This is a genomic window from Neomesorhizobium albiziae, from assembly GCF_900114255.1.
Taxonomy (GTDB): Bacteria; Pseudomonadota; Alphaproteobacteria; order Rhizobiales; family Rhizobiaceae; genus Neomesorhizobium; species Neomesorhizobium albiziae.
Genome location: NZ_FOSL01000001.1, coordinates 443,163 through 461,306 on the forward strand (window position 1 = coordinate 443,163; position 18,144 = coordinate 461,306).

The 18,144-nt window shown below is 61.2% G+C and carries 17 protein-coding genes; 8 read left to right on the top strand and 9 right to left on the bottom strand.

The window, feature by feature from the left end:
• Nucleotides 1-97 precede the first annotated feature (97 nt).
• Nucleotides 98-1,276, top strand: a complete 1,179-nt coding sequence (locus F3H98_RS02140; protein ID WP_149757776.1) for a lytic murein transglycosylase — start codon at nt 98-100, stop codon at nt 1,274-1,276.
• Nucleotides 1,277-1,374: 98 nt separating this feature from the next.
• Here the strand turns inward: F3H98_RS02140 and F3H98_RS02145 are convergent, their stop codons facing one another.
• Entirely contained in the window at nt 1,375-2,595 is a 1,221-nt protein-coding gene (locus tag F3H98_RS02145) for an alanine racemase (protein ID WP_149757778.1), read from the bottom strand.
• 170 nt (nt 2,596-2,765) lie between these two features.
• On the opposite strand from F3H98_RS02145, the gene F3H98_RS02150 reads away from it, so the two are divergent.
• The 4 genes from F3H98_RS02150 to F3H98_RS02165 all read left to right on the top strand — a co-directional run bounded on the left by F3H98_RS02150 (nt 2,766) and on the right by F3H98_RS02165 (nt 7,046).
• Entirely contained in the window at nt 2,766-3,836 is a 1,071-nt protein-coding gene (locus F3H98_RS02150) for a YeiH family protein (protein WP_149758361.1), read from the top strand.
• Nucleotides 3,837-3,864: 28 nt separating this feature from the next.
• Nucleotides 3,865-4,749, top strand: coding sequence for a LysR family transcriptional regulator (locus F3H98_RS02155; RefSeq protein WP_149757780.1), 885 nt, complete (start codon nt 3,865-3,867; stop codon nt 4,747-4,749).
• A gap of 108 nt (nt 4,750-4,857) precedes the next feature.
• Nucleotides 4,858-5,739, top strand: coding sequence for a DMT family transporter (locus F3H98_RS02160; RefSeq protein ID WP_149758362.1), 882 nt, complete (start codon nt 4,858-4,860; stop codon nt 5,737-5,739).
• Nucleotides 5,740-5,768: 29 nt separating this feature from the next.
• A complete protein-coding gene (locus F3H98_RS02165) occupies nt 5,769-7,046 on the top strand; it encodes an amidase (RefSeq protein WP_149757782.1) in 1,278 nt (425 codons plus the stop codon).
• A gap of 452 nt (nt 7,047-7,498) precedes the next feature.
• Here the strand turns inward: F3H98_RS02165 and metF are convergent, their stop codons facing one another.
• On the bottom strand, nt 7,499-8,422 hold the full coding sequence (gene metF, locus F3H98_RS02170; RefSeq protein WP_149757784.1) for a methylenetetrahydrofolate reductase [NAD(P)H]: 924 nt from the start codon (nt 8,420-8,422) through the stop codon (nt 7,499-7,501).
• The gene (locus F3H98_RS02175) at nt 8,422-9,441 is read right to left on the bottom strand and encodes an ArsR/SmtB family transcription factor (protein WP_149757786.1); all 1,020 of its coding nucleotides are present in this window, start codon (nt 9,439-9,441) and stop codon (nt 8,422-8,424) included. The genes metF and F3H98_RS02175 overlap by 1 nt, the downstream gene beginning before the upstream one ends.
• A gap of 90 nt (nt 9,442-9,531) precedes the next feature.
• Between F3H98_RS02175 and tsaA the strand changes: the two genes are divergently transcribed.
• Nucleotides 9,532-10,053, top strand: a complete 522-nt coding sequence (gene tsaA, locus F3H98_RS02180) for a tRNA (N6-threonylcarbamoyladenosine(37)-N6)-methyltransferase TrmO (RefSeq protein WP_149757789.1) — start codon at nt 9,532-9,534, stop codon at nt 10,051-10,053.
• Nucleotides 10,050-10,364, top strand: coding sequence for a DUF2293 domain-containing protein (locus tag F3H98_RS02185; RefSeq protein WP_149757791.1), 315 nt, complete (start codon nt 10,050-10,052; stop codon nt 10,362-10,364). The genes tsaA and F3H98_RS02185 overlap by 4 nt, the downstream gene beginning before the upstream one ends.
• 15 nt (nt 10,365-10,379) lie before the next feature.
• Here the strand turns inward: F3H98_RS02185 and F3H98_RS02190 are convergent, their stop codons facing one another.
• From F3H98_RS02190 to F3H98_RS02210, 5 genes are all read right to left on the bottom strand, one after another.
• Nucleotides 10,380-11,006, bottom strand: a complete 627-nt coding sequence (locus tag F3H98_RS02190; protein ID WP_425294797.1) for an MOSC domain-containing protein — start codon at nt 11,004-11,006, stop codon at nt 10,380-10,382.
• A gap of 107 nt (nt 11,007-11,113) precedes the next feature.
• Complete coding sequence (locus F3H98_RS02195) at nt 11,114-12,235, bottom strand: beta-ketoacyl-ACP synthase III (protein WP_149757793.1); 1,122 nt, start codon at nt 12,233-12,235, stop codon at nt 11,114-11,116.
• A 248-nt stretch (nt 12,236-12,483) separates the two neighbouring features.
• The gene (tam, locus tag F3H98_RS02200; protein ID WP_149757795.1) at nt 12,484-13,254 is read right to left on the bottom strand and encodes a trans-aconitate 2-methyltransferase; all 771 of its coding nucleotides are present in this window, start codon (nt 13,252-13,254) and stop codon (nt 12,484-12,486) included.
• Between the two features lie 80 nt (nt 13,255-13,334).
• Entirely contained in the window at nt 13,335-14,606 is a 1,272-nt protein-coding gene (locus F3H98_RS02205; protein WP_210249650.1) for an SLC13 family permease, read from the bottom strand.
• A 23-nt stretch (nt 14,607-14,629) separates the two neighbouring features.
• Nucleotides 14,630-15,439, bottom strand: coding sequence for a maleate cis-trans isomerase family protein (locus F3H98_RS02210; RefSeq protein ID WP_149758365.1), 810 nt, complete (start codon nt 15,437-15,439; stop codon nt 14,630-14,632).
• A gap of 326 nt (nt 15,440-15,765) precedes the next feature.
• Between F3H98_RS02210 and F3H98_RS02215 the strand changes: the two genes are divergently transcribed.
• Nucleotides 15,766-16,140, top strand: a complete 375-nt coding sequence (locus F3H98_RS02215; RefSeq protein ID WP_149757799.1) for a winged helix-turn-helix transcriptional regulator — start codon at nt 15,766-15,768, stop codon at nt 16,138-16,140.
• A 224-nt stretch (nt 16,141-16,364) separates the two neighbouring features.
• On the opposite strand, the gene ettA is transcribed toward F3H98_RS02215, so the two are convergent.
• The gene (gene ettA, locus F3H98_RS02220; RefSeq protein WP_149757802.1) at nt 16,365-18,014 is read right to left on the bottom strand and encodes an energy-dependent translational throttle protein EttA; all 1,650 of its coding nucleotides are present in this window, start codon (nt 18,012-18,014) and stop codon (nt 16,365-16,367) included.
• Nucleotides 18,015-18,144: the final 130 nt, after the last annotated feature.

The window sequence follows — 18,144 nt, forward strand, 5'->3', positions numbered from 1 at the left end:
TTCGGCGGCTGCCACAATTGACTGTCTGCCCGCTTTTCGCCACAGGTGTTGGGCAAAGCACCGGCAGGCAATCAAGAAATGACCGGAGACCGGGCCGATGACTTTGCGGATGACGGCGCTTGCAGCGCTATGTACGGCCACCACGGTGTTGCCTGCGTGGGCGCAGGAATGCGGCGGCGACTTCGCTGCGTGGAAACAGCAACTTACCGACGAGGCACGGCAGGCGGGTGTCGGCGAAGCCGGCCTCGCGGCCTTGGCAGATGCCCAGATTGACGAAAACGTGCTGAAGCGCGACCGTGCACAGGGCGTTTTCACCCAGACCTTCGCCGAATTTTCCAACCGGATGATCAACGATTACCGGCTGAAGCAAGGCGCGGCCAACCTGAAGAAATACGCCGATGTCTTCGCGCGCGCCGATCAGGAATTCGGCGTGCCGGGACCGGTCATTGCCGCCTTCTGGGGCCTGGAGACCGATTTCGGCGCTGTTCAGGGCGATTTTCGTACCCTCAACGCATTGGTGACGCTTGCTCACGATTGCCGCCGCCCGGAGTTGTTCCGGCCGCAGATCGTGCCGCTCCTCACCCTCATAAACCATGGCGATCTGCCGGCTGACGTGACCGGCGCCTGGGCCGGAGAAATCGGCCAGACCCAGATGCTGCCGAGCGACATCAAGAACCGTGGCGTCGACGGCGACGGGGATGGCCTCGTCGACGTGCGCAAGAGCGCACCCGACGTCATCCTGACCACCGCCAGCAAGATCCAGTCGCGCGGCTGGAAACGCGATCAGCCGTGGCTGCAGGAAGTGCGCATACCCGACGAATTGCCATGGCAGGAAACCGGCCGGACCAACAAGCTGCCGCTGTCGAAATGGGCTGAATGGGGCGTTACCCAGCGCGACGGCTCACCGCTACAGAACAACGGCCTGAATGCCGGTCTTGTTCTGCCGATGGGTCACAAGGGCCCGGCCTTCCTGAGCTACGACAACTACGATGTCTATCTCGAGTGGAACCAGTCGATCACCTACACGCTGACCGCGGCCCACTTCGCCTCGCGGCTCGCTGGCGACCCTGCCTTCGAGCGGCGCAGCCCGGAGGAAGGCCTGGTCGGCGACACAATGAAGCTCCTGCAGACCAAGCTGCAGGCGCTGGGTCACGACGTCGGCAAGGTCGACGGTATTCTAGGCGTCGGTACCCGCGAGGCGGTGCGCAAGGAACAGGCTCGTCTCGGCCTGCCGGTGGATGGCTGGCCAACCCCGGCGTTGCTGGCTAATTTATAGAGCAGTAGGCTGTAGGCAGTAGGCAGTAGAAACTGCGAGGCGGCCTCGTGTCGGCAAGTCCGATCCTTGGGGCTACTGCCCAATCCCCAAATGCTTATTCAATCTGCCATCGTTTCCAGACTTGCGAAGCCTTCAGGCGCCTTGCCTTCATCGAAGGGCGTCGCCACCTCGACGAAGGTGTCGGGATAAAACCCGTTGAAACGGGTCCTGAGCGACAGCGAATAAGCGCCGATGTGGCCGATCTCGATCCAGTCGCCGGTGTCGACGGTTTCCGGCAGCCAGAACGGCCGCGACAGGATGTCAACCGAGTCACAGGTGGCGCCGCACACCTTGAACGGCACGATGTTTTTCGCCTCACCGTTACGAGCACGGATCGCCGGATCGGGGATGAAACGCGCTGGCAGCGTGATCTTGCCGGTCCACGAATCCGATAGCGATGCCCAGATGCCGTCATTGATGTAGAGCCGGCGGCCCTTGCGCAGAAGCACACGCACGATCAGCGAAAACGCTTTGGCGACGATGACACGGCCGGGCTCGGCGACCAACGGCACCTCGTCGAACTGGTATTCCTCGATGTCGTTCCGCAGCCTCGACATGATCTGACCGAGCGACGGCATTTCCGGCTTCTTGCGGTTGGGATCATGGCCGTATTCGGCAGGGAAGCCGCCGCCGACATCGAGGCCGGCAAGCGGCGCGTCCATGCGGTTGCGGATCCAGTCGGCAGTCGCCAGCGCCCGCTCGTAGGTATCGGGATCTTCGATCTGGCTGCCGACATGGAAGGCGATGCCGACCTTGTAGCCGGTTCGATGCAGGCGTTCGGCAAGTTCTACGGCATAGGCCGGCGCTGCCCCAAATTTTTTCGACAGTTCGTAAGCAGCCGAACCCTTGGTTTGGATACGCACGAAGACGGTGATCTGGCCTGGATCGATGTCGAGCGCACGCACCACACGCGTCAGCTTGGTGACCTCATCCTCGTGGTCGACCGAGATAACGCGGATGCCATATTTTTCCAGCGCCAGCCGGATGTCGGACTGCGCCTTGACCGGATGCATGTACAGCATTTCGGCATCGGGCGAGACGGCGCGCACCGCCGCGAATTCACCGGGCGAGGCAACGTCGAAGGCGGTGACGCCTGCCTCCACCAGCGCCTTCAGCACAATCTGCTCGCCATTGGTCTTCACCGCGTACGCGGTCTTGCCCGGAAACATGCCCATGAATTGCCGGCAGTCCGCCTTCAGCACCTCCGGTCGGAAGCAGTAGATCGGATCGTCGGGGCGAAGCGCAAGCGCCGCCTCGTGCGCGGTGTCGAATCGTTGCATGCTAAACTCCTGGACCGGGCGCTGGGAACTTAGAGCAACAGCGCGCCGATGGGAATCGGCTCTCTCACTTCATTCAACCATTTTAATCGAACGTTCCATACGATATAATTCGTTGGATAGATTAATTGGGATACGCAAAACCATGGCTGAAACGAACCGGACCGGCGGCCATGAATGCGATTGCGAAAATAGACCTCCAGCACCAGGCCGAAGCGGTCGCGCCGGCTGGAATTCCCTGCGTCGCGTCCAGGCCGAGGCCGACTGCATGGATCGGCAGGATATTGCCCGGCCTTGCTTTCGCAGCCACCATCGCGGCAGCCGCTTACGCATTGCGCTTCACGCCAGGCCTGTCTCTGTTCAGCCCCATGATCATGGCCATCGTGCTTGGTGTAAGCGTCCGCAACGTCTTCGGAATGCCGGCATGGGCCAAGCCCGGAGCCGCATTCGCCATGCGCCCGGTGCTTCGTTTCGCCATCATACTGCTCGGCCTGCAACTGACAGCCGCGCAGATTGCAGAGGTAGGCGTATCAGGCATCGCGATTATCGTACTGACGCTTGCCACCACCTTCGCATCCACCGTGTGGCTGGGACGACTGATGGGTGTGGAACGCGGACTTTCCGAGCTGATCGCGGCGGGAACCTCGATCTGCGGCGCATCGGCGGTCATCGCCGCGAACACCGTCACCCGCGCCAGCGACGAGGACGTCGCCTATGCGGTGGCCTGTGTCACGCTGTTCGGCTCCATCGCCATGTTCACCTACCCGCTGCTTGCCGGGTTCCTGGAGCTTGGCCCGCAACAATACGGGCTTTGGGCCGGCGCATCGATCCACGAGGTGGCGCAAGTGGTCGCGGCGGCCTTCCAGGGCGGGCAAGCGGCGGGCGAATTCGGCACCGTGGCAAAACTCAGCAGGGTCATGCTTTTGGCGCCAGTGGTGCTGGGGCTTGGCCTGGCCTGCAGCCGGCAAAACGGCGGTACGGCCACCGGAATGGCGCCGCGGCCGTGGTTCGTGCTCGGCTTCATCGCCCTGGTCGGCCTCAACAGCGTGGTGGCCATTCCGCCGGGCGCGAAAGCGGTCATCGCCACGGCCGCAACCTTCATGCTGAGCGTCGCGCTGGCGGCGATGGGCCTGGAGACGAGCGTCAGCAGATTGCGCGCGAAGGGCTTGCGTCCTCTCCTGCTCGGGCTTGTCGCCTCTCTCTTCATCGCAAGCTTCAGCCTCCTGCTGATCAAGCTGATCTAGCAGTTCGCACTGCAACGGGGCAGCGGCAATGACGCTGGAACAGCTCCGCATTTTCGTCGCCGTAGCCGAACGCGAGCACGTGACACGTGCCGCAGCCGACCTGAACCTGACACAATCCGCCACCAGTGCGGCTGTCGCCGCACTGGAAGCCCGTCATGCAGTCACCCTGTTCAACCGCGTCGGCCGCCGTATCGAACTGACCGAGGCGGGGCAGCTGTTTCTTGCCGAGGCGCGTGCCGTGCTGGCGCGCGCCGCATCGGCCGAAACCGTGCTTGCCGATCTTGCCGGCCTCAAGCGCGGCACGCTGCTGCTGGCCGCCAGCCAGACGGTTTCCAGCTACTGGCTGCCGCCGCTCATGCACCGATACCGCACGCGCTTTCCCGATATCGCCATGCGGCTTTCTATCGGCAACACCGAACAGGTTGCGGCCGCTGTGCGCGAAGGCATAGCCGATCTCGGCTTTGTCGAAGGCGCAATCGATGATCCCACACTTGCCGCAACGCCGGCCGCCGAAGACGAACTCGCCCTTGTCGTGGCGGCGGATCATCCCTGGGCCAAAACCTGGCCGGCAGGTGCCACCGATTTCCGGTCGACCCGCTGGGTGCTGAGGGAGCAAGGCTCCGGCACCCGCGCCATGTTCGAGGAGGCGCTGCTTGGCCTCGGCATAGCCATTGGCGATCTCGACATCGCGCTCGAACTCTCTTCCAACGAGGCGGTGCGGTCGGCGGTCGAGGCCGGCGCCGGCGCCACCGTTCTGTCGCGCCTCGTTACCTCCGCTTCGGTAACCGCCGGCACACTGGTGCAAATTCCCGCAGCGCTGCGCAAGCGACAGTTCCTCACCGTGCGGCACAGGGAAAGGCACCTGACCAGCGCGCAGCGCGAATTCCTGGCGCTGGTCAACGAACAGCCATGAAACGGGTGGCGCAATTGCTACGCTGGCACTAGGTTCACCGCGATTCATCGACACCGTGCAGGCGAGGTTCTCGTGACGGCAATTTCCACTCCGGCGGTTCGCCAGTCCATGACTGCCCGCGACTGGGCAATGGTGCTTTTTCTCGGCGCCATCTGGGGCGGCTCGTTCTTCTTTGCCCGCATTGCCGTCGCCGAAATCCCCCCACTGACGTTGGTGCTGTTTCGCGTCGCCATCGCGGCGGCCGCGCTGCACATCTACCTGGCCGCCCGCGGCCCATCGTTCCGCCTGGCGCTGCCCTACGCGGCGAGTTTCGTCGCGCTGGCGCTGCTCAACAACATCATCCCGTTCTCGCTGATTTTTGCGGGCCAGACCGAGCTCGGCGCCGGCATTGCCTCGGTGCTCAACGCCACGACGCCATTCTGGACAGTGATCATTGCCAACGCGGCGACCAGCGATGAAAAACTCTCTTGGAACAAGATCGCCGGCATCCTGCTCGGCATTGCCGGTACTGCGGTGATGATCGGTCCCGGCCTGCTGGCGGGTATCGGCGGTCCGGTTTGGGCGAAGCTGGCGCTCATCGGAGCGGCGCTTTCTTATGGTTTCGCTGGCGTCTTCGCCAAACGTTTCCGGCAGGTTCCGCCGACGATCGTCGCCACCAGTCAGCTGACGGCGTCGACGCTCATCATGATCCCGGTTGTATTGATGACGAGCGGGGCGGGCAATCTTTTTGTGGCGAGCCCGCCAGTCTGGCTCGCTGTCGTCGCGCTCGCCCTGTTGTCCACCGCCTTCGCCTACATCCTGTTTTTCAGCATCGTCGCCTCGGCCGGGGCCACAAACGCCTCGCTGGTGACACTGGTCGTGCCGGTCAGCGCTATCGTGCTCGGCGCCATGTTTCTCGGCGAACGGCTGGAACTCTTCGAGGTCGGCGGCATGATGCTGATCGGGCTCGGCCTCGTCACCATTGACGGAAGGCTCATCAAGCGGCGATAGCTCGCCCGGGAGAATTTTCCGGGGGAAGCATGCAGTCGTTTCTGTCCATCCTGAGCGCCATCGAACGCGGCGAGGTTACTCCCCGGCAGGCGGTGGCAAAGTGTTTCGACGCGACCGCAGCGAAGGATGCAGAGATCGGCGCGTTCCGCACCATGGCGGACCGCGAAACCACGCTGGCCGCGGCGGAGCAGGCCAGCGGCCCGCTCGCCGGCATCGCCGTTGGCGTCAAGGACATTTTCGACACGCACGACATGCCGACCGAATTCGGTTCGGCAATCCATGCGGGCAATCGCCCGGCCGCCGACGCGGCAATCGTGGCGATGCTGCGCGCCAAGGGAGCTGTTGTGGCCGGCAAGACGGTAACCACGGAATTCGCGTTCCTGCAGCCGGCAGACACGCGCAATCCGCGCAACCCGGCCCACACGCCGGGCGGATCCTCGTCCGGCTCGGCAGCTGCTGTCGCCGCAGGCATGGTGCCGATCGCGATTGGCACGCAGACCGGCGGCTCCGTGATACGGCCGGCCGCCTATTGCGGTGTCGCAGGTTATAAACCCAGCTTCCGGCTGCTTCCGATGGTTGGCGCCAAAACCTTCTCATGGTCGCTGGACACTGCCGGCTTCTTCGCGGCAGGCGTGGCCGATGTCGCTGCATTCGTCGCCCGGCTGACCGGGCGGGCGCTCGCCGTCGAGCCTGTCGACCCGTCATCCCTTCGTATCGGCCTCTACCGCACCTCGTTGTGGGAAGAAGCAGCGCCCGATATGCAGGCCGCAGTGGAACTGGCGACGGACAGAGCAGGCCGGGCCGGCGCCACGATCGTCGAGGTTGACGAGCCATCCGCATTGAGCGCGGCGCGCGCGGCGCATCTGGAGTTGCAGAATTTCGAAGCGGCGATGGCGCTCGCCTTCGAATACGACAACCACCGCGACAGGCTTAGCGACGTGCTGCGCCAAAATCTCGAACAGGGCCGCCAAACGACGCCGGAAGCCTATGACGAGAAGCGCCGTATCGCGCGACGCGCCAGGCGCGAGACTGGCGCTCTGTTCGAAACCGTCGATGTCCTGCTGACGCCCGCGGCGACGGGCGCCGCGCCCGAGGGGCTATCTTCAACTGGCTCCCCGGTCTTCAACAAGCTTTGGACGCTGACCGGCAACCCTTGCATCAACGTGCCCGGCATAACCGATGCCTCAGGCATGCCGCTGGGCGTGCAGGTGCTCGCCCGTTTTGGTCGCGACCGCATGGCTCTTTCGGTCGCTTGGTGGCTGCAGGCGCTGCTTGGCGACGCCAGAATCGGGGCTCAAAAGCAATAGGATCAGCGGCCCCCTGCCCGGTGTTCAAAAGTTCGAACCCGGCTGGATATTTTCGGGCAAATTCGGTTGTCTTCGGCACTGCGAAAAACGGCATCGACCGTCCGCCTTTCGCCACATTTTTTCCACAAGTCCTAATCTGCGGGATTGTCGAGCGAATCCCTAGACTTACCCAATTTCAGGGGTCGATTTTCTCACAATCCTGTCGCATTGCAGCACATTTTTCGCTTGCCTGTGGCAGAAATGCCCCTAGATTCCGTCTTCGTACGCCATAGAGGAGGTCTTGCCATGGGTTTGACACGGCCAATAAACGCTCTGATGATCTGCGCTGCTTTCGCATTTATCGGTGCCCTCATCATGGGAGTACTCCCTTGAGCCGCTAGACGGCGGGAGTCCAGAACCTCGGGTGACTAAGGATTAAAAAGGCCGGGTCCAGACCCGGCCTTTTTGCATAGTCAGGCCGCTGCCGGAGCCGCCTGGGCTGTCGCAGCGCCCTCTGCGCGAATCCCGATCATGTGGCAGATGGCGAAAACAAGATCGGAACGGTTCATCGTGTAAAAATGGAAGTCGCTGACGCCGCGCTCGACCAGATCCATGACCTGCTCGGCAGCGACCGCGGACGCTACCAGCGCATGGGTCTGCGGGTCGTTCTCCAGCCCCTCGAAGCGTTCCGCCAGCCACGCTGGCACATGGGCGCCAGCCTTGCGCGAAAAGTTCGCGACCTGCCGGAAACTATGCACCGGCTGGATGCCCGGCACGATAGGCACATAAATGCCGGCGCGGCGCACTCGTTCGACGTAACGCTCGTAGAGATCGTTGTCGAAGAAGAACTGGGTTATGGCCCGAGTGGCGCCATTGTCGACCTTGCGCTTAAGCATTTCGATATCGGTTGCGAAGTCCGGGCTTTCCGGGTGCTTTTCCGGATAGGCGGCGACCGAAATGTCGAAATCGGCAATCGCCTTCAGGCCGGCAACGAGATCCGCACCGTTCTGGTAGCCACCGGGATGCGGACGATAGGTGTTGCCGACACCTGAAGCCGGGTCGCCACGCAGCGCAACGAAACGCTCGATGCCGATGTTCTGGAATTCGCGGATGACGGCATCCACTTCCTCACGCGTTGCGCCGACACAGGTGAGATGCGCGGCGGCAGGAATGCCCGTTTCGGTGAGGATGCGCTTGATCGTGCGTCCCGTGCGCTCGCGCGTCGAGCCGCCGGCGCCGTAGGTCACCGAAACGAATTTCGGCTTGAGCGGCTCCAGGCGCGTCACCGTCTCCCAGAGCCTTGCCTCCATCTCGTCGGTCTTGGGCGGAAAGAATTCGAAAGAAACGCGTATCTTGTCGCCGATATCGGGCCGGCGGGAAAAGCGGAACTGGTTCATCAGGCTGTTTCCCTTTCCGAAACGGCGGTCTGCGTGGGGTCTGCAATCAGGAGGCGGCGATCGCGGCCGAGCCAGAGCTTGACGGTGAGCTTGGCCCCGCTGCCGGCGCGCGGTTCGAAATTTTCGGTCTCTTCCAAATCGAGGCCGGCTTCCGCGAACCATTCGGCGATCTGCCGGTCAGAGAAGCCAAGCCGCATATGGGCATGCTCGTTGCGCAGGAACTCCAGCGCGTGCGGCGCGAAATCGACGATCACCAGCCGTCCGGCCGGGCGCAGCAGCCGTGCCGCCTCGCGGATCGCCAGTTGCGGGTCGTCGAGATAATGCAGCACCTGATGCATCGTCACCAGATCGTAGGCGTCGCGCTCGACCGGGGGCGCGTAGATGTCGCCCTGGCGCACCTGCGCGTTGGCGACCCCTGCCCTGTCGAGGTTGGCGCGCGCCACCGTCAGCATCTCGCGCGACAGGTCGATGCCGACGCCACGGCGATAGAGCGGCGCGAAGATTTCGAGCAGCCGGCCGGTGCCGGTGCCAAGGTCGAGCATGGTCTGGAACGGCTTCTTGCCGACAAGCCGCTTAAGCGCGACCTCGACGGCGGCGTCCGGGGCATGCAGGGAACGGATGTGGTCCCAGCTCGTGGCATTCTCGCTGAAATATTCCTTGGCGCGTTCCTGTCGCTTGCGCTTGACCGCAGCCAGCCGTTCGAGGTCGCGTTCCACCTGCGGGTCGCTGAGATGTACCCGCGAAACCAGGCCGTTGACGAAGTCGCGCTCGGTGTCGGAATCGGACAGCCGGAAATAGGCCCATGAACCTTCTTGGTAGCGGCCGATCAGCCCGGCCTCCAACAGCAGCTTCAGGTGCCGGGAAACGCGGGGCTGCGACTGGTTGAGGATTTCGGTCAGGTCGGAAACGGTGAGGTCGCCCCGCGACAGCAGCGCCAGAATGCGCAGGCGGCTGGATTCGGCGGCCGCCTTCAATGTATCAACCATCGTGTCCAGGGTTGCATGCGAATGGAGAGACATCTATGGCTCCAGCAGATATAAACATATCTTTATGTCATATCGCAATGATGTGCAACCCGCCATGTCGTTATTCGACAAGAAAATGACGCTATGGTGATTCCCGTGAACGAGTTCAGCAAACGTGAGGGCGAGCGCGAATTACCGCTAGACCCTGCGACGACCACTGGAAACGGGCATGTGGTTTTCATCGGCCTTATCCGTTCGCCCTGGAAGAACCGCGAGGATTGTCCCAAAAACATGGCGACGGCCCGCGAGCGCGGCCAGCAGGCGACACTTGAAATCGACAAACCTTACCGGCCCGGCCTCCAGGGACTGGAGGCCTACAGTCACGTCGCGATCATTTCCTGGCTCGACCGTGCGCCGCGGAATCTGATTGTGCAGAAACCCCGCCATGCCACTGTCGCGAAAGGTGTTTTTGCCCTTCGCTCACCGGCACGGCCAAACCCTGTCGGGTTACACATCGCAAAAGTTATCGCCATGGACGCTGCTGCCGGACTGATCACGCTCGACGGCATTGATCTCCTCGACGGCACGCCGGTGATCGACCTGAAACCCTATTTTGCGTCGACCGATTCTATACCCGACGCCACGCCGGGACGCGCCGTCAAATGATAGCGAACACCGGCCGCCAGCGCGCCATTGCCAAGGCGCTCACCGCCCTTTTGCCGCTGGCGCCTTATGCCGATACGGAGAAAATCCGCGCCGACGCCAACGCAAAACACATGAAGGCGCTGCCGCCGACGATTGCGGTGTGGCTGGCGACCATTGCTCATGTCCGCCACGAACATACCGCCTACGAAAATCTGCTTTCCGAGGGCTACGACCGCGACGCGGCACGCTTTTTTGTCGTCGGCGAGATCAACGAAACGCTGACCACCTGGCGCGCCACGCGATTGCTCGACCCGGACGATGAGGACGAATAGGGCTGCAGCTGGACACTACGCTCGGTAGATCCACTGCTCCGGCACGCGCACCGAGACCTCCTCGCCCGCCTTGACGACGCCCGGCTTTTCCACCCAGGCGACGAGGCCGCGAAGCCGCTTGGCGACCCTCGGGAACAGCAATGAGGTCGCCTCATGGTCAGCCATCCCCGCATGTTCGGCAATCGAGCGCCCGGCAACGCGGCAGGGGCCGTTCTGGGCGTCCACCTTCAACGTTACCCCGTCCTTGAAGAACAGCATCGTGCCGGCAGGCAGCATCGACAGCCTGGAAAGGCCATCGATGACGAGATTGGCGCCGATCCATTCGGGCTTCACCTCGGGTATGCTCATGCGCTCGGCGACAATCCGAAGCTCGTCGGGCGCCACGATCGACAATTGCCGCTCGTTGCGCATCTCGGTGCCGCGCGGATACCATGGCTCGCGCCCACCAGACTTGCGGGTGTGGCCGGCATGGAAATCGCCCTCAATGCCCTCGAAGCCGAGCCGCAGTTCATCGGCAGCGCGAGTAACGAAATGGTCGAACGGTGCAACGAACACGCCGGCAACCCTGGCCGCCAGCTTCATGCCTGGCAGAATTTCTGGATCACCGTCGCGCGTCAAAAGATCGAGCATTTTTTTGTCCATGGTTTCGACTTCCGGGAAAATGCGGACGAATCATGCGAAAATCCAGCCAAATCGGCTGATCTTTCTATAACCGATAGCGATATTGCGTGCGTGTCGAAAGGGCGACGCTACATCATCTTGAGCAGCGCGCCGCCGATCGAATATCCGGCGCCGAAGGCGCAGATCAGGCCGTAATCGCCCTGCTTCATGTCGGCATGGTTTTCGCTGAGCGCGATGATCGCGCCGGCAGCGGCCGTGTTGCCCAGCCGCTCCAGTACCATCGGTGCGCGATCGTGGCCGACCTCATGGCCGAAGGATAGCTTCAGGATCATCGCGTTCATGCGAGCATTGGCCTGGTGCAGCCAAAAGCGGCGGATGCCATCGGGCGTCAGCCCGTGCTCGGCGAGAAAGCCGACGATGAATTTGTGGCCGGCAACGGTGACTTCCTTAAATACCTTGTTGCCAACCTGCTTGATCATGTTCCCCTCCATGTTGATCATGTAGGGATCGGCAGCTGCGGTGCGGGTGAGGTAGCCGAGATTGGTGCGGATGTTGTTGGAGAACTGCGTCCAGCTACGCGTGTCGAGCACCTCGAAACGGCCGGGTCGGCTCTCGTCCTTGCCGATCGCCTCGACGACCATCGCGGTCGAAGCATCCCCGAAGATGAAGTGAGTCTGGCGGTCGCGGAAATTCAGATGTCCGGTGATGATTTCGGGCGTAACCACAAGCACGCGCTTGTGGGCGCCTGCGCGCACCAGATTGGATGCGACATGCAGGCCGGCAGCGGCCGACGAGCAGCCGAGCCCCATGTCAAAGCCCGCACCAACGGTGCCAAGTTCGTTCTGTATCTCGATGGCGATTGCCGGATATGGACGCTGGTGATGCGAGGCCGAACAGATCACCAGATCGATGTCGGCTGGCTGCAGTTCCGCATGGGCGAGCGCCTTTTTCGCAGAGGCGATGCCGAACTCGGCTTCCAGTGACAGCGCGTCGTCGGGGCGCGCCGCAATTCGCGGCGCCATGCGCGTGGGATCGAGGATACCCTCGCGTTCGATGACGTGCCGGTTCTTGACGCCCGACGCATAGACGATGAAGTCATTGTCGGATTTCGCCAGAGGGTCGAGCCCCGCCGCCGCGCGGCGCGGATTTTCGCTGTCCACCCAGCTGTTAAAGCTTTCGACCAGTTCCTCGTTGGTGATCGAGGCCTCGGGAATTTCAGCGCCAATGCCGCTGATGATAACGCGATTCATGCTGCTTAAAGTCCTGCTGGCGCTGCCGTATGGATCCCCCGGCCCGCTGCCGCAGAATCCTTGCCGCCCTTTTCATCCTGCGGTGTATGCCAGTTTGGACCGCTTGCAAAGGCGTGGCTTCTGAAGCGCCGGATCGTGGCATAACTGAGGTTGATGGCCGGCCGGAACCACCTGTCGGGCTGCCTGGCGCGGATTTTCAGACTGATTTCCGGATTCGTCAGGCAGGCTTGGCATCGCGGCGGCCCACGCTATTTGCGCTGCGCGAGCATGAAGATACGGGGGAAGCGCAGAAGCACCCTGCCATTGTTCGCCGGCGGATACGCCTTGGCGATCCGTGCGGTGTAGTCGCGCAGGAATTCGGCTTGCTCAGCCGCATCAAGCGGGTCGAGAAACGGTTTCAGCCCGGTCGACTTCACCCATTCAACGATTGCAGCCGCATCGGCCAGCGGGTGGTTGTAATTGGTGTGCCAGATATCCAGCAGTGCTGCGTCTGGCGACAGCAGATCATAGTAGAAGGAGACCGACGGCAATGAGGCGCGGGCGGCGCCTACCATCTTGGCTGCAAATGGCATCGCCAATGCCACCTCCCGCATCAGCCGATGGCTGGGCTCGGCCAGATTGTCGGGCATCTGCACGGCGAGCACGCCGCCCGGCGCCAGCAGTCCAAATAGCCGTTTCAGAACAGCCGGATGCTCCGGCAACCATTGAAACCCCGCGTTGGCGAAGATGATGTCGACGGGTTGCGCCGGCTTCCAAGTCGCGGCGTCGACGAGTTCGAAGACGACCCTTGGCAGGCGCGCCCTTGCCTTCTCGATCATGTCGGGCGAGGTGTCGAAGCCACTCACCTCCGCTTGCGGCCAGCGCTCCACCAGGAGGTCGGTCGAATTGCCTGGCCCGCAGCCGATATCGACGACACGCTTCGGGCTGTCGAGCGGTATCCGAGCCAAGAGATCGCGCGCCGGCCGCGTACGCTCATCCTCAAACTTGAGATATTGGGACGCGGACCAGTCTTTAGGCATCTAAAACCCTGAACTTGCGGTGACGAGCGCAACTTAATAGCTGTTGGAACGGCCGCCGAAAAAGCGGCCGTTCCAACACTCTAACCTCCAGAACTTGGCAGCCATACGAATACGGCCCAAGCAATTGCCAGAACGACCACAATCATACAGGCGGCGAAGATAAGCAAAGCCCGGAAAAACGTCGTCTCCTCCTTCGCTTGGGCGCTTGCCATTAGCAGGGCGCCGCTTGTCGACATCGGACTGACATCGACCACAGAAGAAGCGATTGAGATGACCGTTACGACGCCGATTGCCGTCGTCATTGGGTCGGTAGCGAGCGGAATAACCACTGGCGTGATCGCACCCAAGGTGCCAGTCGTTGATGCGAAAGCCGACACAAAACCCACTATGTAGGCTGTGACCAGTACGGCGATCGAGTTGTCCCCGAGTTGTGAGAGCATCGCCTCAAGTTCCTTGATAAGGCCCATCTCCTCTAGAACGCCGACATACATTACGATGCCGGTGACGAGAACAATTGCTGACCAGGGGACATTCTGCAGCGCGACCTTTTGAAGGCTCGGGCGCACTGCCACGAGCGCCAGCGACGCGCTGAGAGCCGCAACACCGACGTCTATGCCAAAGCCCAGATTCATGATCAGAAGCGAGGCTATGGCAAGCAGACTGAGAGCCTTCAGCGCATCAAACGGTACTGGTGTGTTGAGATTCGAACCAGTTGGCGTTTCCGCTTGCACGGGTCCAGTCACAAGCGAAGCGCTACGGGAAACCATCCATTGCGTGATCGCGAAGGCGACGAGGCCCACAACAGCGTTGAACACGAAACAATAGACGAAGAGCAGTGATCCTTGATCGCCTGCACCGGCACGCTCCAGCATCGCGTTGGAAACAACACCGAACGGATTAACGGGCGAAAACGCGCCCGCATTCGCCCCCTGGACAACGACCAGCCCCATGGCAAGCGCACTGATGCCGAAGCGAAGGCCAAGCGATATCGCTATGGGAGCAACGATTGCAATAGCCGCGGGGGTGAAAGCGCCCATTGTCGACAAAGTCGCTGTTAACAGGAACATGATGACGGGAATGCGCAATCGTTTCCCTTGAGCCAGGCGTTCGGCCCAGTAGGCAAGCAAATCGATTGTGCCCGTCGCTCGTACAATCGCAAACAAAAGGGTCGCGCCAAACAATACAAAAAATAGCCCAGCTGGAAACTGCGCTGCGACTGAAGAAACCGACAAACCAGCCAGTTGGGACCCCACGGCATATGACGCGACGATCGCAATCAGCCCGGCATTAACAGCCGTCGCGGATCCCCAGGTGAACGCCGCGACGAGAATCAAGAATGCGAGGAAAGACATGGACATATTGATCTACCTCGAACTCAAAGCGCCGGCTTGACGTCGCCGCTGAGGAGACGTCCGGCTCCTTTGATCGCGGGCGTGTGTCCAAGCTTCGATAAAATCTCGAACGTCGTTGCCGTGGCAGCCGAAATGACCGGCAGGCCCAGTTCGTCCTCGACCCTCTGGATCGAAGCCAACGAAGGCATCTGAACGCAGGCAGAAAGAATGATGGCATCAGCGCCGTTGTTCTCCAGCTCGCGCGCTATTTCCGGCAAATTCGCTGGATTGAGACGCCCCACAGCCAAGTTGTCTGGCACCTCCAAGGCAACAGCGTCCAGAACATCAAAACCCTCCGAAGCGATGTAATCTCTCACCATCTGCGTGAGGGGACGCATGTACGGCGTGACCATCGTTACTTTTTTGGCCTTAAGGGCTGTCAGCGTCCGTACAAGTGCACCGGCACTGCTCACTACGCCGGCGGGATGTCCGTTGTTCTCGGCAGCTTGCGCAATGATCTGCTCCGAATGGCGGTGCGCACCGGTCCCCTGGGCCATAACCGCGACCAAACAGGCGTAAGCTATGACTTCAACATCCGCATCGGAAACAGCCTTGGCGCAATCGGCTGCTTTGCCGACCATCGCATCCAACTCCTCGCGCGTGACGTTTTTCATGCCAGCGCGGGCGGAATGGAATGTGTAAAGCTGTCCGGTGGCCTCCGTCTGCCTGCGAAACAGTTCTGGAAGCTCCGTCTCCATCGTCGTATTTGAGCTCGGTACGATCAACCCAATCCGTGTGGGCTGTGAGTCGCGGCCGATACTGCTGGCTGTGGTTTCTGGGACGCGAATATTCATGTTCAAAAGTGTCTCTCCCGTTTTGCAGGTACATCATCCCCGGTCTCCCTACGTGGAAGCCAATGGTCTGGACGGTTTTGGATTGTTTTCGCCGGCAGCATAGAGGCTCAAGGGTTGACCCTGGCTGCAGGTCGAAACCATGCAGCAATGCCGGCACGAGATAAGTTCTTATCTAATTGCTTTGCATGTTTGCCTCTCCCAAGGCTTCGCGCATGCCGACTTGAAATAGTCAGCTCAACGGCTCCTCACGGGGTCTGGATTAATTGCGCTTGAAGGCGATTTCAATTAGATACCCGGACGTTAGTAGGATACCTTGAGGTAACCGCATGAGGCCAAAAAATCTGCTGGGACCCAACTCGGGTTCTTGTCCAACTCGCGTTCTCATCGATCAACTAGCTGACAAGTGGGCCATCCTGGTCATGCTCGCACTCGCCCCTGCCACGATGCGCTTCAATGCACTTCGGCGGGAAGTGGAAGGCATTACGCAAAAAATGCTGGGTCAAACTTTGCGAAAGCTTGAGAGAAATGGCCTGGTGTGTCGTCGCGCTTACCCGACGATGCCGATCACTGTAGAGTACAGTGTTACCGATTTGGGAAGGACACTCCTTCCGGTAATCGAAGAATTAAGAACTTGGTCAATGGCAAATATAAATATGGTCACGTCCGCGCAAAAAACGTTCGACCAAACACTTCAACGATGAATAAGAAGACGTTGTAGACCGCCCGGGTTCCCTGAATATACAGAGAAGATAATCGCTTCACGGTCGCCGCGTTTGAGCGGCTTCAGCACAGCGATTTTGGGCTGGAGCCGATCAACCTTGGCTCCTAGAGCGGAATGCGTTCAAGTTGAACCGGACATTCCGCCCTATCGGTTTTGTTAAAGTCGCATTTGTACGACGCCAGGTCATTTTATTTGGCTGCAAAGCTACCGTGTCAGCCTCTTGTGCGTCATGCGGTGCGGCACGAGCGCTTCCGGTCCCAGCCGCCGCGCCTTGTCCTTCTCGTATTCCTCGAAATTGCCCTCGAACCACTCGACATGGGCGTCGCCTTCGAAAGCGAGCATATGGGTGGCCATGCGATCGAGGAACATGCGGTCGTGGCTTATGATGACAGCACAGCCGGCATAAGCCTCCAGCGCATCCTCAAGTGCACCCAGCGTCTCGGTGTCGAGGTCGTTGGTCGGCTCGTCGAGGAGAAGCACATTGCCTCCGTTCTTCAGCATTTTTGCCAGATGCACGCGGTTGCGCTGGCCGCCCGAAAGGTTGCCGACCTTCTGCTGCTGGTCGCCACCACGGAAATTGAACGACGAACAATAAGCGCGAGAATTCACCTCGTGCTTGCCGAGCTTGATCACCTCAGCGCCGCCGGAGATTTCCTCCCAAACAGTCTTGTTGGGGTCGAGCGCGTCTCGGCTCTGGTCGACATAGCCAAGCTTGACGGTTTCGCCCTTGCGGATCGACCCGGCATCCGGCGTCTCCTGGCCGGTAATCATGCGAAATAGCGTCGTCTTGCCGGCGCCGTTCGGGCCGATCACGCCGACGATACCGCCCGGCGGCAGCTTGAACTCGAGATCCTCGATCAGCACCTCGTCGGCATAGCCCTTGGTCAGGCCCTCGACCTCAATCACCACATTGCCCAGCCGCTCGCTCAGCGGAATGACGATCTGCGTGTCGCTCGGCTTGCGGCCCTGCGCCTGCTCGACCAGATCCTCATAAGCCTTGATGCGCGCCTTGGACTTGGTCTGCCGCGCCTTGGGCGAGGATGCAATCCACTCACGCTCGCGCCAGATCGCCTTCTGGCGGGCGTCGTCCTCGCGGCCCTCCTGGATCAGGCGCTTGGCCTTGGCGTCGAGATACTTGGTGTAGTTGCCTTCATAGGGAATGCCCCTGCCGCGATCGAGCTCGAGGATCCAGCCAGTCACGTTGTCGAGGAAGTAGCGATCGTGGGTAATGATCAGCACCGAGCCCGGATAATCGCGCAGGTGCTTTTCCAGCCACTGGGTCGTCTCGGCGTCGAGATGGTTGGTCGGTTCGTCGAGCAGCAGAAGGTCGGGCTGTTCCAGCAGCAGGCGGCACAACGCCACGCGCCGGCGCTCGCCGCCGGAAAGTTTCGTCACCTCGGAATCGCCCGGTGGACACTGCAGCGCGTCCATGGCCATCTCGACCTGCTGCTCCAGATCCCACAGATTCAGCCGGTCCATTTCATCCTGCAGCTTGGCCGACTCGTCCGCCGTCTCGTCGGAGTAGTTCATCATCAGTTCGTTGTAGCGCTCGACGATGGCGGTCTTCTTCTTGACCCCTTCCATGACGTTCTCGAACACGGTCTTGGCCGGATCGAGTTGCGGCTCCTGTGCCAGGTAGCCGACGGTCGCGCCCTCGGCGAGCCACGCCTCACCCTGAAATTCCTTGTCGAGCCCGGCCATGATGCGCAGGATCGTCGACTTGCCCGAGCCGTTGGGACCAAGGATGCCGATCTTGGCGTCGGGGTAGAAAGAAAGATGGACATTATCGAGCACCTTCTTGGTGCCGTAGGCCTTGGAGAGGCCCGACATGTGATAGATGAACTGGCGTGCCACGCGCGCTTTTCCCGTCAATCGTTGAAGGAGAGTTGCGCGCTATGTAAGCGATGCTTTGAGCAACGGCAATCCGTGTCGAAGCTCGAAACCGCTCCAGGCCTGAACGCATCACGCTTTCATCACAGATTTT

What these genes read in the sequence shown, in the direction of transcription:
- F3H98_RS02140 (WP_149757776.1), top strand. Translation starts at nt 98, where the DNA reads ATGACTTTGCGGATGACGGCGCTTGCAGCGCTATGTACGGCCACCACG.
- F3H98_RS02145 (WP_149757778.1), bottom strand. Translation starts at nt 2,595, where the DNA reads ATGCAACGATTCGACACCGCGCACGAGGCGGCGCTTGCGCTTCGCCCC.
- F3H98_RS02150 (WP_149758361.1), top strand. Translation starts at nt 2,766, where the DNA reads ATGAATGCGATTGCGAAAATAGACCTCCAGCACCAGGCCGAAGCGGTC.
- F3H98_RS02155 (WP_149757780.1), top strand. Translation starts at nt 3,865, where the DNA reads ATGACGCTGGAACAGCTCCGCATTTTCGTCGCCGTAGCCGAACGCGAG.
- F3H98_RS02160 (WP_149758362.1), top strand. Translation starts at nt 4,858, where the DNA reads ATGACTGCCCGCGACTGGGCAATGGTGCTTTTTCTCGGCGCCATCTGG.
- F3H98_RS02165 (WP_149757782.1), top strand. Translation starts at nt 5,769, where the DNA reads ATGCAGTCGTTTCTGTCCATCCTGAGCGCCATCGAACGCGGCGAGGTT.
- metF (WP_149757784.1), bottom strand. Translation starts at nt 8,422, where the DNA reads ATGAACCAGTTCCGCTTTTCCCGCCGGCCCGATATCGGCGACAAGATA.
- F3H98_RS02175 (WP_149757786.1), bottom strand. Translation starts at nt 9,441, where the DNA reads ATGTCTCTCCATTCGCATGCAACCCTGGACACGATGGTTGATACATTG.
- tsaA (WP_149757789.1), top strand. Translation starts at nt 9,532, where the DNA reads ATGGTGATTCCCGTGAACGAGTTCAGCAAACGTGAGGGCGAGCGCGAA.
- F3H98_RS02185 (WP_149757791.1), top strand. Translation starts at nt 10,050, where the DNA reads ATGATAGCGAACACCGGCCGCCAGCGCGCCATTGCCAAGGCGCTCACC.
- F3H98_RS02190 (WP_425294797.1), bottom strand. Translation starts at nt 11,006, where the DNA reads ATGGACAAAAAAATGCTCGATCTTTTGACGCGCGACGGTGATCCAGAA.
- F3H98_RS02195 (WP_149757793.1), bottom strand. Translation starts at nt 12,235, where the DNA reads ATGAATCGCGTTATCATCAGCGGCATTGGCGCTGAAATTCCCGAGGCC.
- tam (WP_149757795.1), bottom strand. Translation starts at nt 13,254, where the DNA reads ATGCCTAAAGACTGGTCCGCGTCCCAATATCTCAAGTTTGAGGATGAG.
- F3H98_RS02205 (WP_210249650.1), bottom strand. Translation starts at nt 14,606, where the DNA reads ATGTCTTTCCTCGCATTCTTGATTCTCGTCGCGGCGTTCACCTGGGGA.
- F3H98_RS02210 (WP_149758365.1), bottom strand. Translation starts at nt 15,439, where the DNA reads ATGAATATTCGCGTCCCAGAAACCACAGCCAGCAGTATCGGCCGCGAC.
- F3H98_RS02215 (WP_149757799.1), top strand. Translation starts at nt 15,766, where the DNA reads ATGAGGCCAAAAAATCTGCTGGGACCCAACTCGGGTTCTTGTCCAACT.